Raw genomic sequence first — 15,021 nt, 5'->3', positions numbered from 1 at the left:
CCACATCACCGTTCATCGCCGTGAGCGCACGATTCATCCCGCGTTTCACCGTCATGATTCGACCCCGGCGCGGCACGAGACTAAGCGGCGCGCTCGCGCAGAACGACAATCAGCGCAAAAAGACGGGGGTCGCTATCCTGCCAGGCAAAACTCGGACCAAGGCGGATCCGCCGGTGGCTGGCGGTCGCCTGTCATCGGGTCGGCGCGCGCTTGTGGAACGGGTGCGGGGCTGGTTTCCCGACCGCGAGTTCTTCATGCGCTCGAACGGCCACGTGCGCTTCATTCGCCTTTCGGCACAGTTCCAGATGCGGGTGGCCGGTGCCATCGCAGGCGCTATCTTCCTGTGGGCGGCCATGATGGCGTGGATGGTCATCGGCCAAGCTATCGCCGCCTACAATCAGGTCTCGCTGCTTGAACGGGAAGCCGCTGTTGCAACGGCTGAAAGCCGGGTCGCGCAATATCGCTCAGGACTTGGCACAGTGGCCAGCGACCTCGCCAAACGCCAGGACTTCATTGAGAAGAGCGTAGAAGGCGCAATCGGACCACTGCCGCGCACGGCGCCCTCCGGCACGGTTTCAGACAGCACGGAAGAAGCAGGCAAAACTGTCCGCAAGATATCGATGATCCTTCCGGAAGCGACCGGGCTGGCGCAAGTGGAGGCCCGCCAACTGGCCTTCATCGAGGCGCTCACACGCTTCGCTGATATCCGCGCGGCTCGGGCGGAAACCGCGATCCGCCGCCTCGGCCTGAACCCGGCGACGATTGCCGTGTCCGACCGCAAGGCGATGGGCGGGCCACTCATTCCGATGATGACCGGGCCGGGCAACACGCTCGATCCGCGCTTCGCCAGATTTGGCGCCAGCCTTGCGCGCATGAACGCAATGGAACAGGCGCTGGTGCGGATTCCCAACACGCTACCCGCCAGTCTGGAGTATATCTCCAGCGGCTTCGGCTATCGCGTCGATCCCTTCACCGGCGGCGGTGCGTTTCATGCCGGCCTTGATTTTCGCGGGCCGATCGGCGCGCCAATCCTTGCTGCAGCGGCCGGAAGCGTGAGCTTCACCGGTGTGAGGCAAGGGTATGGAAATTGCGTCGAAATCAGCCACGGCAACGGCCTTTTGACGCGCTACGCCCATATGTCGCGGATTGCAGCACGTGTTGGCGAAAGTGTCGGCCCGGGCGCTGTGATCGGGGCTATCGGCAATACCGGCCGATCCACGGGCCCCCATTTGCATTTTGAGGTGCGAATCAGCGACCGTCCGGTCGATCCGCGCCCGTTTCTGGAGGCGATGCCGCATGTTTTCCAAGAAGCAAGCTCCGGGAACGGACGCGTCCGCCCGGTCGGCCGCACAGGCTAGCGCCATGGCTGCACCCACCTTTTCGGTTCTGGGAGCCGATCTGACGATCAAGGGCGACATAACCGCCAGCGCCGAACTGCATATCGATGGCAATGTGGAGGGAGACATTACCTGCGCTGGCTTGGTGCAGGGCGAATCGAGTGCGATCCATGGCGCAATCCGTGCCCAGACGGCTCGGCTGGCTGGAACCGTGCGCGGCGGGATCGAGGTTTCCCAACTCGTCGTGCTCAAGACCGCGCGGATCGAAGGCGACGTGAAGTATGACGTTCTGACCATCGAGCAGGGTGCGCATATCGATGGCCGGTTGAGCCATGGCTTGGCGTCCATCGAAACGGAAGCCTCACTGACACTCGTCAGCTAAACAAAAAACCCCTCCCGAGGGGGAGGGGTTCTGGAATACATCGCGGCCCGTTCAAGGCCGCGAAATCAAAAACACTCAGCTGTCGGACAAACCTTCTGCGCGGCGCGCCTCAAGCCAGGCTGCGGCTTCTGCTTCCTGCGCGGCCTGCGATGCCGCCTTGGCATGAGCATCGCGCTCGGCGCGAAGCTCTTCAATCAGGGCCTCACGATCGTTGCCGAGCCGGAGATTGCTGGCGGTATCATCTTCTTCGATGCCGGCCCGCTTTGCTGCCTTGGCGACAAGCGCATCGAGCTCTCGCTGCGAGCACAGACCTAGCGTCACCGGGTCCTTCGGGTTGATATTGGAAATGTTCCAATGACTGCGGTCGCGGATCGCAGCAATCGTGTTGCGGGTCGTACCGATGAGCTTGCCAACCTGAGCGTCCGAAATCTCGGGATGATTACGCAGGATCCATGCGATGCCATCCGGCTTGTCCTGCCGCTTGGACACTGGCGTATAGCGTGGTCCTTTGGTGCGGCTGACCGAGATCGGCGCCTTTTGCATCCGCAGGCGGTAATCGGCATTGGCTTGCCCACGCTCGATCTCGCCCTGAGTCAATTCACCCGAATGCACCGGATCGCGGCCCGTATACTTGGCGCCCGCCAGATCATCGGCCATCGCCTGAACTTCGAGGATGTGCAGACCGCAAAAATCGGCAATCTGCTCGAACGTCAGCGCGGTGTTGTCGACAAGCCACGACGCCGTAGCATGCGGCATCAGCGGATAGGTGGGCTGGTTGCTCAAGGGGAGCTTCTCCGGACAGCAGAAACAATAAGGGCCGCCCCTTGCGGAGCGGCCATCTTGCCCAAGATGTAGGCGAGCCAGCGCCTGACGGCAAGCCTATTCCGGTTGCCAGCGCCGCGAAGAGCCCTGATTCGCCGATTACGCGACAGTCAGTACAATCTTGCCGACATGCGTTCCGGCTTCCATCCGCGCATGGGCTGCGGCCGCCTCATGCAGAGGGAATGCCACATCCATCACGGGCCGAAGTTGGCCATCAATCACCAGCGGCCAGACAGTCTGGTGGATCTCGTCAGCCAACAAACCTTTGAATTCATTTGATCTGGGTCGAAGCGTCGAGCCAGTCAGAGTGATCCGTCGCCGCATGACCTCGGCCATGTTGATCTCGGCCCGAACACCACCCTGCACCGCGATCGTAACATGCCGACCATCGTCGGTGAGGCACTTGAGATTGCGCGCGACGTAATCACCTGCAACCATGTCGAGTACGAGGTGAACACCTAGGCCTCCAGTGATTCGGGCCACCTCGGCGACAAAGTCACTCGCCTTGTAGTCGATCGCGTGTGCAGCACCGAGTGCCAGAGCAGCTGCGCATTTTTCGGGGCCTCCGCATGTCACAAGCACCTCGAGGCCGAAGAGCTTGCCAAGCAGGATCGCCATTGTGCCGATTCCGCTGGTACCGCCATGAACGAGAACACGCTCGCCTTCGGTGGCCCAGCCGCGCTCGAACACATTATGCCAGACGGTGAACAGTGTTTCCGGCAGTGCTGCTGCCTGATCAAGCGGCAGCCCTTCCGGCACGGGAAGGCATAGTGCCGCTTCCGCAAGGCAATACTCGGCGTATCCGCCACCTGCGACCAACGCGCAAACAATCTGACCGAGGAATGGCGATGTGACGCCTGCTCCAGTAGCCACAACCTGACCAGCAATCTCGAGGCCGGGAACAGGTGAAGCACCAGGCGGCGGCGGGTAGAAGCCCTGGCGCTGAATGACGTCAGGCCGATTGACCCCCGCACAGGCCACCCGAACCAGAACCTGGCCCGAACCGGGTGTTGGCACAGGCAAAATCTCAGGCCGAAGCACATCCGGCCCGCCGGGTGTATCAAAGCCGATGGCGGTCATTGTCGCTGGTACCGGCTTCATGCCATGCCCCCTGATCAGATGCAGTTCGGCGGTATCTGATTTCGCCGAGAACTGGTAGACAGTTCGCTGCGCCAAGTACCTACGGAGCCGGTTGACAGCAAGGCTCTAGCGGCCACAAAGTGCCTGTCTATGGAACTCGACGAGCGCCCGCGCCCAAGAGGTGATTTGGCCAGCCAACTGGCGCTGGAGTCGCTCGACACGTATTCGAACCACGAACTGAACGAGCGCATCGCCTTGCTTGAAGCCGAGCTCCTTCGCGTCGCGGCCCATCGCGACAAGGCAGCTGCCCATCGCAAGGCTGCGGAAGCGTTGTTTGGTGCGTCCTCACCTGAGGGCAGTGGATCGTGATGCCGGCCGCCCTTCACGTTCGGGGGCGGCACACCCATATTGCCAATCGCGTCGGGTCGTTGTCCCGGCGAGGTGTATCTTGTGCGAAGTCGCGGCTTAGGCCCGGTTGAACACAAGCCTGTCCATCTCCCGCAAGGGAACCAGCCTCGATCGGCTATTCCGGCCGAAAAGAAAGAACTGCCATGCCCAGTTTCGCGCAAAGCCTTGAGAAAACGCTGCATTCTGCGCTCAGTAACGCATCGGAGCGCAGCCATGAGTATGCGACTCTGGAGCATCTCCTGCTGGCCTTGATCGATGATCCGGACGCAGCGCAAGTCATGCAGGCCTGCGGCGTCGATCTGGGCGATCTTGGTGAGGTGGTTCGGCAGTATCTCGATCAGGAATACCAGTCGCTCAAGACACAGGACAAGGCGGATCCGCAGCCAACCGCCGGATTCCAGCGCGTGATCCAGCGGGCCATCCTGCATGTCCAGTCTTCGGGCAAGGACACAGTGACAGGCGCCAACGTTCTGGTCGCCTTGTTCTCCGAACGCGATTCCTACGCGGTCTATTTCCTGCAGCAGCAGGACATGAGCCGCCTCGACGCGGTGAGCTTCATCAGCCACGGCATCGGCAAGGGCGGTCGCCAGGTCGAAAGCCGCAGCCCCAAGGGCAGTGAGGAAGCGCAGCCGCAGCAAGAGGAAAAGGCCGAACCCAAGGGCGGCGCGAAGAAGGATTCCGCGCTCGATCAGTTCACGGTCAATCTCAACGAGAAAGCACTGAGCGGAAAGGTTGACCCTCTGATCGGTCGCGGCCCCGAAGTCGACCGCACCATCCAGATCCTCTGCCGCCGCTCCAAGAACAATCCGCTCTATGTCGGCGATCCCGGCGTGGGCAAGACTGCGATCGCCGAAGGGCTCGCTCGCAAGATCGTCGAGGGCGACGTTCCTGAAGTGCTGAACGAAGCGGTGATCTATTCGCTCGACATGGGCGCACTTCTGGCTGGCACGCGCTATCGCGGCGATTTCGAGGAACGGCTCAAGCAGGTTGTTTCGGAGCTTGAGAAAATGCCGCACGCTATCCTGTTCATCGATGAAATCCACACCGTGATCGGCGCTGGCGCCACCAGCGGCGGGGCGATGGATGCATCGAACCTGCTCAAGCCTGCGCTTTCGGGCGGCACGATCCGTTGCATCGGTTCGACCACCTACAAGGAATTTCGCAATCACTTCGAGAAAGACCGCGCGCTGCTGCGCCGGTTCCAGAAGATCGACGTGAACGAGCCGACCATCGAGGACACGATCAAGATCCTCAAGGGCCTGCGCACGGCCTTCGAGGAACACCACAAGGTCCGTTACACGCCGGATGCGATCAAGACGGCTGTCGAGCTTTCGGCGCGCTACATCAATGATCGCAAGCTGCCGGACAAGGCCATCGACGTGATCGACGAAGTCGGCGCGATGCAGATGCTGGTGCCGCCTTCCAAGCGCAAGAAGATCATCACCGCGCGCGAGATCGAGCAGGTCATCGCGACGATGGCGCGCATCCCGCCCAAATCGGTCTCCAGCGATGACAAGAAGGTGCTCGAACATCTCGACCGCGATCTGAAGCGGCTGGTGTTCGGACAGGACAAGGCCATCGAAGTGCTGGCGAGCGCGATGAAGCTCAGCCGGGCTGGCCTGCGCGATCCGGACAAGCCCATCGGCTCGTTCCTGTTCAGCGGCCCTACCGGCGTCGGCAAGACCGAAGTGGCTCGCAGCCTTGCCCAGATCATGGGCATCCCGCTGCAGCGCTTCGACATGTCCGAATACATGGAGCGCCATTCGATCAGCCGCCTGATCGGTGCGCCGCCGGGCTATGTCGGGTTCGATCAGGGCGGTCTGCTCACCGATGCCATCGACCAGCAGCCGCATTGCGTGCTGCTGCTCGACGAGATCGAAAAAGCGCACCCCGATCTGTTCAACATCCTGCTGCAGGTGATGGACAACGGCCGGCTCACCGATCACCACGGCAAGACAGTCGATTTCCGCAATGTCGTGCTCGTGATGACCACCAATGCCGGCGCTTCGGACATGGCACGCCAAGGCATCGGCTTCGGCGACGTGTCCAAGGCGGATGCGGGTGACGAAGCGGTGAAGAAGATGTTCTCGCCGGAATTCCGCAACCGGCTCGATGCCATCGTGCCCTTCGCCTACCTGCCGCCCGAAGTCGTCAGCCGCGTGGTCGACAAGTTCATTCTCCAGCTCGAACTCCAGCTGGCCGACCAGAACGTGCACATCCAGTTCGACAGCGATGCGCGCGCCTGGCTCGCCAAGCAGGGCTATGACCGGCTTTATGGCGCGCGCCCGATGGGCCGCGTAATCCAGGAGAAGGTAAAAAAGCCGCTGGCCGAGGAGCTGCTGTTCGGGAAGCTCGCCAATGGCGGCGAGGTCCACGTCAGCCTCAAGGAAGAGGAGGGCAAGGACACCGCGCTCTCCTTCGAACTGACTCCGGCTGCGCCGAAACTGGTCAAAAAGAAGGCGCGCAAGGGCAAGGGCGGATCAGCCACGGCAGAGGAACCGAACGCCGACGAGGCTTGAGTTCCGCATGCAAAGCTAGTCTGGAAAGAAGAGAGGGCGGCAATCATCCATTGCTGCCCTTTCCTTCCAACCAAACTGGATTGCATCATTAAGGTTGGTTGCACCACAAGCCGTTGTAGCTGTCCTCATCGCGGACCATGCTAATGCTCGATTTGCTTTATTCTGACGAAATGTCGGGTCATGACTCGCAAGTACGGTCTGTCGAGATTGATCCGGCTGAACGGACGGTCACGGTCTGCCTGATGGCATATCCAAGCTATCAGGCACCGGAACGCGTCCCACTCACAGTTCACTTCTCGGATGTAACAGCCGTGAACATGATTGCGGACTTGACCGAAATGGCTGACAACCATGGCCCAGGGAACGTACAGTTCTGGAATGTCGCCAAAGGCGCTGGAACATCGTATTTCTACGTGACGCAAGGATGTCTCGCGATCACATCAGAAACCGCGCCGACATTGGTCGACTAAACAGCCTTCCCCAATTCCTCTCTGGAACCCAGCCCCCAGCTGCGTCATTCCTAGCTCCATGGCCGGATGTTTCACGTGGATCAAAGCGGAGCCGATGGGCATCCGTATCGTGCCGGCAGATGCGTGGATCGATCCCTCGCGGGCGGTGGCGCGGGCGCTGGTGACGCATGGCCATGCTGATCATGCGCGGGGCGGGCATGGGCAGACTAGTGCGACGCCTGCCACGCTGGCGATCATGGGCGTTCGCTACGGCGTAGCGGATGGAGCCAACCCAGCCAGCTATCACGAGCCCATCACACTGGGCGGCGGGGTGACGGCCACCTTCCTGCCCGCCGGGCATGTGCTGGGCTCGGCGCAGATCCTGCTGGAATATGCTGGCGAGCGGGTGATCGTGACCGGCGACTACAAACGTAGCCCCGATCCCACCTGCCGGCCCTTCGCAGTCACGCCCTGCGACCTGTTCATCACCGAAGCCACGTTCGGCCTCCCGGTGTTCCGCCACCCGCCGATTGCCGACGAGATCGCCCGGCTGCTGGCGGCGCGCGCGGCCAATCCGCAACGATGCGTGCTGGTCGGCGCTTATGCGCTGGGCAAGGCGCAACGCGTGATTGCCGAACTGCGCGGGGCGGGCTGGCATGAACCGATCTATCTCCACGGCGCGATGGAGACGATGTGCCGGCTCTATGAGGCGCAAGGCGTGCCACTCGGCGATTTGCGGCCCGCAGCAGGTGTGCCGAAGGCAGAACTGGCGGGTGCCATCGTGATCTGCCCTCCCTCCGCGCTGAACGACCGCTGGAGCCGCCGCTTGCCCGAACCGCTGACCGCGATGGCGAGCGGCTGGATGCGCGTGCGCCAGCGCGCACGCCAACGCGGGGTGGAACTGCCGCTGGTCATCTCGGACCATGCAGATTGGGATGAACTCACCACGACCATCGCAGAGGTGAACCCCGCCGAGACCTGGATCACCCATGGCCGCGAAGAGGCGCTGCTGCGCTGGTGCGAACTCCACCAGCGCCGCGCCCGCGCACTCGCACTCACCGGCTATGAGGACGAGGATGATTGAGCCAAGCCAGCCCTGCTGTTCCGGCGACCGCTGATGCAGCGCTTTGCCGAATTACTCGATAGCCTCTTGCTGACTCCGGCTCGCAATGGAAAGTTGGCGTTGATAGCCAACTATCTTCGTGAAACGCCCGATCCCGACCGCGGCTGGGCGCTGGCGGCGCTGACCAGTTCAGTGGATTTCCCTGCAGTGAAAGCGGGAACCATCCGCAGCCTGATGGCCGAGCGAGTCGATCCAGTGCTGTGGGGTCTATCGCGGGATTTCGTAGGAGATACGGCCGAAACCGCGAGCCTGCTATGGCCCGAGCCCGAAGCTACGCCATCCTTGCCTCCGCCGACCTTAGGCGAGGTCGTTGTAGCCCTTAGTGCTGCCTCCCGCACTTCAGCGCCGACGTTGCTCGCCACTCTGCTAGATCGGCTGGATGCCGCAGGACGTTACGCGCTGATCAAATTTGCGACTGGCGCGCTCCGCATCGGCGTTTCAGCGCGCCTCGCGAAAGTGGCATTTGCACAAGCCTTTTGCGTGCCAGTGGATGCGGTCGAAGAATACTGGCACGGGCAGAGCCCGCCCTACACCCCGCTATTCGAGTGGGCGACCGGCGCAGCACCGCCGCCGCGAACCGACCTTCTTCCGCTGTTTCGCCCGTTCATGCTGGCCCATCCGCTGGAAGACGAGGCGATCAACCTCACCGACTATGTTGCCGAATGGAAGTGGGACGGCATTCGCGTGCAGCTGGTCCACGTGAACGGCGACACAAAGGTGTTTTCGCGCGGCGGTGACGAGATTTCGGCAAGCTTTCCGGAGATTGCGGGCGCACTGCCCTTCCCGGCTGTGCTCGATGGCGAACTGCTGGTGCGGGGCAACCAGCAGGGCGGCGAGGCTGGCGGTGCCGCCAGCTTCAACGCCCTGCAACAGAGACTGGGCCGCAAGACTGTCTCGAAAGCCATGCTGACCGAAGCGCCCGCGTTCGTGCGGCTTTATGACCTGTTGATCGAGGGCGGCGAAGACTTGCGCGAGCAACCGTGGACTGAGCGCCGTACCCGGCTCGAGGCCTTGATACCTCGGCTCGATCCTGATCGATTCGATCTATCGGAGACGATCCCCGCTGCCGACATGCAAGCTCTCGCAGAAATCCGCGCAGGTGCACGGGACGCTGCGATCGAGGGCGTCATGCTGAAGCAGCGCAGGTCACCCTATGTTGCGGGGCGCAGAGCAGGCCTGTGGTACAAATGGAAACGCGAGCCGCTTTTGGTTGATTGTGTCCTGATGTATGCGCAGCGCGGCTCGGGTAAACGGTCCTCGTTCTATTCCGACTTTACATTCGGCTGCTGGAATGGAGACCCCGACGCAGGTGCCGATCTGCTCCCGGTCGGCAAAGCCTATTTCGGTTTCACCGATGAGGAACTGAAGTTCCTCGACCGGCATGTGCGCCAAAACACCATCGCCAAGTATGGCCCGGTGCGAGAGACCAACCGGAGCCTGGTGCTCGAGATTGCCTTTGATTCCGTGCACCTTAGCAAACGGCACAAATCTGGCGTCGCAATGCGCTTTCCACGGATCAACCGGATCCGTGTGGACAAGCCCGCACACGAGGCTGATCACCTTGTAACCTTGAGAGCCTTGGTAACTTGATCGTAGTCAAGGCCGCAGGCCAAGCGAAGTGTTAGGTCCGGCTCACCGTCCCCCGAATAGAGGCAGCCTTCCTTGGCCACACAGACTGCAACCGCACCCAAGAGCCCCTATGATCGGATCGGGGGAATGCCGACATTGCGCCGGATCACCGACCGATTCTATGATCTGATGGAAACGGAACCGGCTTATGCTGAGCTACGCGCCATGCATGCTGCAGATCTGGCGCCGATGCGCACGTCGCTCCCCTTGTTCCTTGCCGGCTGGAGCGGAGGCCCCCGCGAATGGTGGGAGGCCAACCCTGGCAAATGCATGGTGAGCCTGCATGGCCCCTTCGCCATCAACCGTGAGACGGCGGGCCAATGGGCGGAAGCGATGCGCCGCGCGATCGCCGATGCAGCGATCGCCGACCACGAGATTGCCGCAGCTCTGGCCGATACACTCAGCCAGATGGCGCTGGGTATGGCGAAAGGCTGATTTGCCTGCATAGCGTAACCGTCTAGGCTGACGGTGATGAACCGTTATGACCGCCCTCGCCGCCGGTTCGCCATGGCCCTCGCAGGCTTGGCCGGGTTCATCGATGCCGTCGGTTTTCTGTCAGCGGGCGGCTATTTCGTCTCGTTCATGTCCGGCAACACAACCCGCTTGGGTGTCTCGCTCGCCCTTGATCCAACTGAAGCGCTGCTTCCTGCGTTGCTGATTGTAGGCTTTGTGATCGGGGTCACGTCAGGCGCAGTGCTGGCGCTGCGGGCTGGTAACTGGCGAAAGTCTGCCGTTCTGGCGCTGGTGACCGCACTGCTGCTAGCGGGCGGAATTGCGCGGACCTGGGGCGCCGAGCGGGCGCTCATCCTGGCGCTGGTGCTCGCCATGGGCGCGATCAACAACACCTTTCAGCGCGGCGGCGAAGTCACCGTCGGGCTGACCTACATGACCGGCGCACTCGTCCGGCTAGGACAGGGTTTTGCGCTGTGGCTGACGGGAAAGTCGGAACCGGGCTGGACGGCATGGGGCGCGCTGTGGGCAGGATTGCTTTGCGGCGCAGTGCTCGGGGCATATCTGCAGCAGCACTTTCCGTATGGTTGTTTGTGGATCGCCGCGGCCTGGGCCGGGTTGATGGCCCTGCTTGCACTCAGGTTTCCGGCGGAATCCTGAAGAGCTTTTCGCGCGAAGTTGCGCCGCGCAACAAGGCAATCCGGGAAGGCGGGACCCCGAGCGCCGCAGCAAGCAGGTCAATCACCGCAGCGGTTGCCTTGCCGTCTTCGGGCTGCGATCGCACTTTGACCAGCAAACGGCCATCCGCGATTTCAATCCCCTCGCTCCGCGCGCCTGGGGTTACCCGCAAGGCCAATCGTCCCTCTGCATCGGCAAGCGCATGCAAGGCTTGGCTGGGCGGGAAATCAGTTCTGGGACGCGCCATGTACGGCCAGCGCAGCATCATGCGCGCGCGCATTGCCGACATAGTGGGCGACCCCCAGCTGCATTTCTGCCAGCGCGATATCGGTCAGATCGCGCATGTAGGCAGCGGGGCGGCCACCCCAGAGCTGGCGCGCGGCGATTCGCTTTCCAGGAGTCAGCAACGCTCCCGCGGCAAGCATGCCATCGCCCTCGATCACAGCGCCATTCATCACCACCGCAGCAAGCCCGACGAAAGCACGATCTTCAAGCGTGCAACCGTGAAGCATGACCATATGGCCGACCAGCACATCATCGCCAATGATCGTGGGAAAGCCCTGAGGGTGGCGCGGATCAGGACTGTCACAGTGAATCACGGTGCCATCCTGGATGTTGCTGCGCGCACCAATCACAATGCGGTTTACATCGCCGCGGATCACGCAGTTGTACCAGATCGAAGCTTCGGGACCGATCTCGACATCGCCAATGATGCGGCAGCCCGGGGCGATGAAAGCACTGGTATGGATGCGCGGTGCCTTGCCGTGAATAGCGGCGATGGTCACATCTTGATGCATGGCTTTTCCCTTTACGCGGCCTGCGATTGGGGCCGATGGATTCGATAGAGAATGTGAGGGCGGAGCGGATCGCCTTCCGCCAGATCAGGGTGATCGAAATCCTCCTCAGGACAGCACGCCATGCCAAGGCGCTCCATCAGCCCCCAGCTGCGCAAGTTGGCCAGATTGGTGATCGCCATGATCGCGGGAACCGGAAGATTGGCCCACGCCCAATCGAGCGATGCTTCTGCTGCCTCCCTCGCCAATCCCAGACCCCACGCGTGATGCGCGAGGCGCCAACCAATCTCATGTTCGAAGATCGGCGAACGCGGGGGAAGTATTCCGCAAAAGCCGATAAAGTCACCTTCTGCCTTGCGCTCAAGCGCCCAGAAAACGTGGCCATGTGCCCGCTCGATCGAGATCATCCGATCAACCGAAGCATCGGCTTCCGCCCGAGTCAGCGGCGGGAGATAGGCCATGACCCGTGGATCACACGCCATAGCCCAGAATGGCTCTCGGTCAGCATCGTGCCAGGGCCGCAGAATCAGCCGCTCTGTCTCGATCATGCAGCGCTCAGCCGCCCATCAGCCGCGCGGCATGAAGCGCATGGTACGTCAGCACACCCGAACAACCCGCGCGCTTGAACGCGAGCAGGGTTTCGAGGACCAGCGCATCGCGGTCACCCGCTCCGGCGGCCACCGCCGCCTCGATCATCGCGTACTCTCCGCTCACCTGATACGCAAAGACCGGCACCTGGAAGGCCTCTTTCACGCGCAGCGCGATATCGAGATAGGGGAGGCCAGGCTTGACCATCACGCTGTCAGCGCCTTCGGCAATGTCCAGTTCGACCTCGCGCAGCGCCTCCTCGGCATTGCCGGGGTCCATCTGGTAAGTTTTCTTGTTGCCCTTAAGCAGACCACGCGATCCCACGGCATCGCGGAACGGCCCATAAAAGGCGGAAGCATACTTTGCCGCGTAGGCCATGATCTGCACATTAATGTGGCCATCGCCTTCAAGCGCCTCGCGAATCGCACCAATGCGGCCGTCCATCATGTCGGACGGTGCAATGATATCTGCACCGGCCAACGCCTGGTTGAGGCTCTGCCCCACCAGCACATCGACCGTGGCATCGTTCAGAACGTAGCCTTCGCCGTCGATGAGGCCATCCTGACCATGACTGGTATAGGGATCCAGCGCCACATCGGTCAGCACGCCCAGCGACTCACCGCAGGCATCCTTGATCGCCTTGATCGCCTGACACATCAGATTGTCGGGGTTTAGCGCTTCTGCACCATCTTCGCTGCGCCGATGCGGCTGCGTATTGGGGAACAAGGCAACGCACGGAATACCAGCCGCAGCGGCCTCGCGCGCACGCTCAGCAATGAGATCGATCGACCAGCGCGAAACCCCGGGAAGCGACGCAATCGGCTCCTCCACACCGCGCCCCTCGGTCACGAACAGAGGCCAGATCAGATCGGCTGGCGTGACGAGGACTTCACGGTGAAGGGCGCGGCTCCACGCGGTGGCGCGGGTGCGGCGAAGGCGAACGTGGGGATATCCGGCAGACATTTCGATATCCTAGGCGTTGCAGCACCATTGGGCAACCAGGCCGGTTCGTAACGAAACCGGGAGCCTAGCGTTGGGAACCGACAAGTGCGCTAGGCCGGACAGCAAGCAGTGCCTGCAACCGCGCCTTGAACGCGGCGATTTCCTTCGGATCTACTACCTGCGGGCGCTGAACCATTCGCACGGACATGGGATCAACCGTCTGCCCACCCCGATAGACTTCGTAATGGAGGTGCGCGCCAGTCGAAAGTCCGGTCGAACCAACATACCCGATGATCTGCCCTCGGCGTACCGGCATGCCGGATGAGACGGCGATCCGGCTCATGTGGCCATAGCCGGTGGCGATACCACTGCCATGATCAAGCCGCACATAGTTGCCATGCCCACCATGCCATCCGGCGTACTGCACGCGTCCGTCCGTTACGGCATAAATGGGCGAACCCCAAGCAGCCCCGTAGTCAACGCCTGCATGCATACGGACATAGCCCAGAATGGGGTGCCGCCGCAGGCCGAAGCCCGAAGTGAGGCGCCCGGCCACAGGCGCGCCAAACAGGCCTGTATCGGCCTGCCCGGTTCCGGCAAGATCGTCCAGTGATGTGAAGTGCCCGTCAGAGCCCCAACGCAGCAACTGCGCACGCGGCTGCCCTGCGCGCAAAACGCCTGCGTAAAGCAAATCGCCTGCTGCACCCTCACCATCGACTGCGTGCTTGTACGCGACGACAAAATCGAAAGAGTCGGTTGGTGATAGATCATCGAACGGAACGGCCTGGTCGATGGCCCGGAGATAGTCTTGCACGGCGCTCGGCGGCGCGCCTGCAGCTCGCGCAGACCGGTAAAGGCTTGCGCCGACAAGCCCCTGGATGCGCAGCGGGGTCACATCGACTGCAATGGGCTTGCGAGCGAGCGTGAAGCCCCCTCCCTGACGTTTGATCTCCAGCGCCAGATCAAACCGCGGACGAAATGCAATGGCCGTAACGGGGCGCGGGTCAGACGGGCTGGAACGCGCGCCAAGCTTGATGGAAAACCGGGTCCCCGGTGCGATATCCGAAAGCGAAACTGCGCTGGCCACCATTGCAGCAACTTGTCCGGCATCGCCCGAACCGACCCCAGCGCGCTGAAGCATGCGCGGCATGCTGTCGTTCTCGCCGATAGTGGCAAAAAGTTGAATCATGGGCCGCTCTGGTGCGGCTGGCAGGCGAATCACGCCTTCACCCGCCGCAAAGTGACGGCCTTGCATGGACCCAGCGGCGAAAGACCTGAGCGCTTGAGCGCGAAACTCCCTTTGCGCCGCCTCATCGATGGCAACCAGCTGCGCCGCCTCAAGCGGGGCAAAACGTGGCCAGAACATCAGCGCGAGAACTATCAAGCAGACCAGCAGGGCAAGGCTCTTGAACCAGCCGCGCGTACCGACATTTTCTGCGAGATCAGGCGCAGGTCCGTAGAAGGCAGTCCATATCTCGATCCGCTTGCAGAGCTTGCCCCAGCGCTTGGCGACCGGATGGATAGGGCCAAGAACCGTCGGGCGCGGAGGGGCCACTGCTGCGGCGGTCGGAACGAGTGGTGCGCGGCGCGCCGGCGCAATCCCGGGGCGCGCACGACCAAACGTGGCACCGCCAGCAAGCCCCAGATCTTCGCGCGGGCCAAACACTTCCGCCGCTTCCCTTTCTGCTGGACTGTTCCAGCAGGTTGATCGCTCGTCGCTCGGTGTCGACGCAGCGGAATCCCTGCACCCGCAAGGTTAATTCAGGGTAAAAGACTGCAGACAAGCGCAAGAGGAGGGCTTCCAGGATGACACTGCACCG

General features: G+C 62.2%; 16 protein-coding genes. 9 read left to right on the top strand and 7 right to left on the bottom strand.

The window, feature by feature from the left end; all coding sequences use genetic code 11:
• Window positions 1-173: 173 nt before the first annotated feature.
• Both CFE35_RS05000 and CFE35_RS04995 read left to right on the top strand, forming a co-directional pair.
• Window positions 174-1,358, top strand: a complete 1,185-nt coding sequence (locus CFE35_RS05000) for a peptidoglycan DD-metalloendopeptidase family protein (RefSeq protein ID WP_292928539.1) — start codon at window positions 174-176, stop codon at window positions 1,356-1,358.
• 4 nt (window positions 1,359-1,362) lie between these two features.
• On the top strand, window positions 1,363-1,719 hold the full coding sequence (locus tag CFE35_RS04995; protein ID WP_292928537.1) for a polymer-forming cytoskeletal protein: 357 nt from the start codon (window positions 1,363-1,365) through the stop codon (window positions 1,717-1,719).
• Between the two features lie 75 nt (window positions 1,720-1,794).
• Here the strand turns inward: CFE35_RS04995 and CFE35_RS04990 are convergent, their stop codons facing one another.
• On the bottom strand, window positions 1,795-2,475 hold the full coding sequence (locus CFE35_RS04990; protein ID WP_292928873.1) for a DUF1013 domain-containing protein: 681 nt from the start codon (window positions 2,473-2,475) through the stop codon (window positions 1,795-1,797).
• A 165-nt stretch (window positions 2,476-2,640) separates the two neighbouring features.
• Window positions 2,641-3,642 carry an NAD(P)H-quinone oxidoreductase gene (locus CFE35_RS04985; protein ID WP_292928871.1) on the bottom strand — a complete coding sequence of 334 codons (1,002 nt, stop codon included), beginning with the start codon at window positions 3,640-3,642 and terminating at the stop codon, window positions 2,641-2,643.
• 129 nt (window positions 3,643-3,771) lie between these two features.
• Here CFE35_RS04985 and CFE35_RS04980 point away from each other — a divergent pair, with 129 nt between their 5' ends.
• The 7 genes from CFE35_RS04980 (at window position 3,772) to CFE35_RS04950 (ending at window position 10,859) form a co-directional block, all read left to right on the top strand.
• A complete protein-coding gene (locus tag CFE35_RS04980; RefSeq protein WP_292928535.1) occupies window positions 3,772-3,990 on the top strand; it encodes a DUF1192 family protein in 219 nt (72 codons plus the stop codon).
• Window positions 3,991-4,172: 182 nt separating this feature from the next.
• Window positions 4,173-6,548, top strand: a complete 2,376-nt coding sequence (gene clpA, locus CFE35_RS04975) for an ATP-dependent Clp protease ATP-binding subunit ClpA (protein ID WP_292928533.1) — start codon at window positions 4,173-4,175, stop codon at window positions 6,546-6,548.
• 143 nt (window positions 6,549-6,691) lie between these two features.
• Window positions 6,692-7,018 carry a hypothetical protein gene (locus CFE35_RS04970; protein ID WP_292928531.1) on the top strand — a complete coding sequence of 109 codons (327 nt, stop codon included), beginning with the start codon at window positions 6,692-6,694 and terminating at the stop codon, window positions 7,016-7,018.
• A gap of 58 nt (window positions 7,019-7,076) precedes the next feature.
• The gene (locus CFE35_RS04965; protein ID WP_292928529.1) at window positions 7,077-8,081 is read left to right on the top strand and encodes a ligase-associated DNA damage response exonuclease; all 1,005 of its coding nucleotides are present in this window, start codon (window positions 7,077-7,079) and stop codon (window positions 8,079-8,081) included.
• 33 nt (window positions 8,082-8,114) lie between these two features.
• Entirely contained in the window at window positions 8,115-9,710 is a 1,596-nt protein-coding gene (locus CFE35_RS04960) for a cisplatin damage response ATP-dependent DNA ligase (protein WP_292928527.1), read from the top strand.
• Window positions 9,711-9,782: 72 nt separating this feature from the next.
• On the top strand, window positions 9,783-10,184 hold the full coding sequence (locus CFE35_RS04955; RefSeq protein ID WP_292928525.1) for a globin: 402 nt from the start codon (window positions 9,783-9,785) through the stop codon (window positions 10,182-10,184).
• Window positions 10,185-10,220: 36 nt separating this feature from the next.
• Window positions 10,221-10,859, top strand: a complete 639-nt coding sequence (locus tag CFE35_RS04950) for a YoaK family protein (protein ID WP_292928523.1) — start codon at window positions 10,221-10,223, stop codon at window positions 10,857-10,859.
• On the opposite strand, the gene CFE35_RS04945 is transcribed toward CFE35_RS04950, so the two are convergent.
• From CFE35_RS04945 to CFE35_RS04925, 5 genes are all read right to left on the bottom strand, one after another.
• Window positions 10,837-11,124 (bottom strand): DUF167 domain-containing protein, encoded by a 288-nt coding sequence (locus CFE35_RS04945; RefSeq protein WP_292928869.1) that lies wholly within the window; start codon window positions 11,122-11,124, stop codon window positions 10,837-10,839. The two genes, CFE35_RS04950 and CFE35_RS04945, sit on opposite strands and share 23 nt — an antisense overlap.
• Window positions 11,105-11,674 (bottom strand): gamma carbonic anhydrase family protein, encoded by a 570-nt coding sequence (locus CFE35_RS04940; RefSeq protein ID WP_292928521.1) that lies wholly within the window; start codon window positions 11,672-11,674, stop codon window positions 11,105-11,107. Before CFE35_RS04940 ends, CFE35_RS04945 begins: the two co-directional genes overlap by 20 nt.
• 11 nt (window positions 11,675-11,685) lie before the next feature.
• Entirely contained in the window at window positions 11,686-12,219 is a 534-nt protein-coding gene (locus CFE35_RS04935) for a GNAT family N-acetyltransferase (RefSeq protein WP_292928519.1), read from the bottom strand.
• 7 nt (window positions 12,220-12,226) lie between these two features.
• Complete coding sequence (hemB, locus tag CFE35_RS04930; protein WP_292928517.1) at window positions 12,227-13,222, bottom strand: porphobilinogen synthase; 996 nt, start codon at window positions 13,220-13,222, stop codon at window positions 12,227-12,229.
• Between the two features lie 64 nt (window positions 13,223-13,286).
• Complete coding sequence (locus CFE35_RS04925; RefSeq protein ID WP_292928515.1) at window positions 13,287-14,867, bottom strand: M23 family metallopeptidase; 1,581 nt, start codon at window positions 14,865-14,867, stop codon at window positions 13,287-13,289.
• Window positions 14,868-15,021 lie beyond the last annotated feature (154 nt).

This window comes from Novosphingobium sp. PASSN1 (assembly GCF_002278815.1).
The sequence above is the reverse complement of the archived record's forward strand: the minus strand, read 5'-3'. Positions and strand labels throughout refer to the sequence as shown.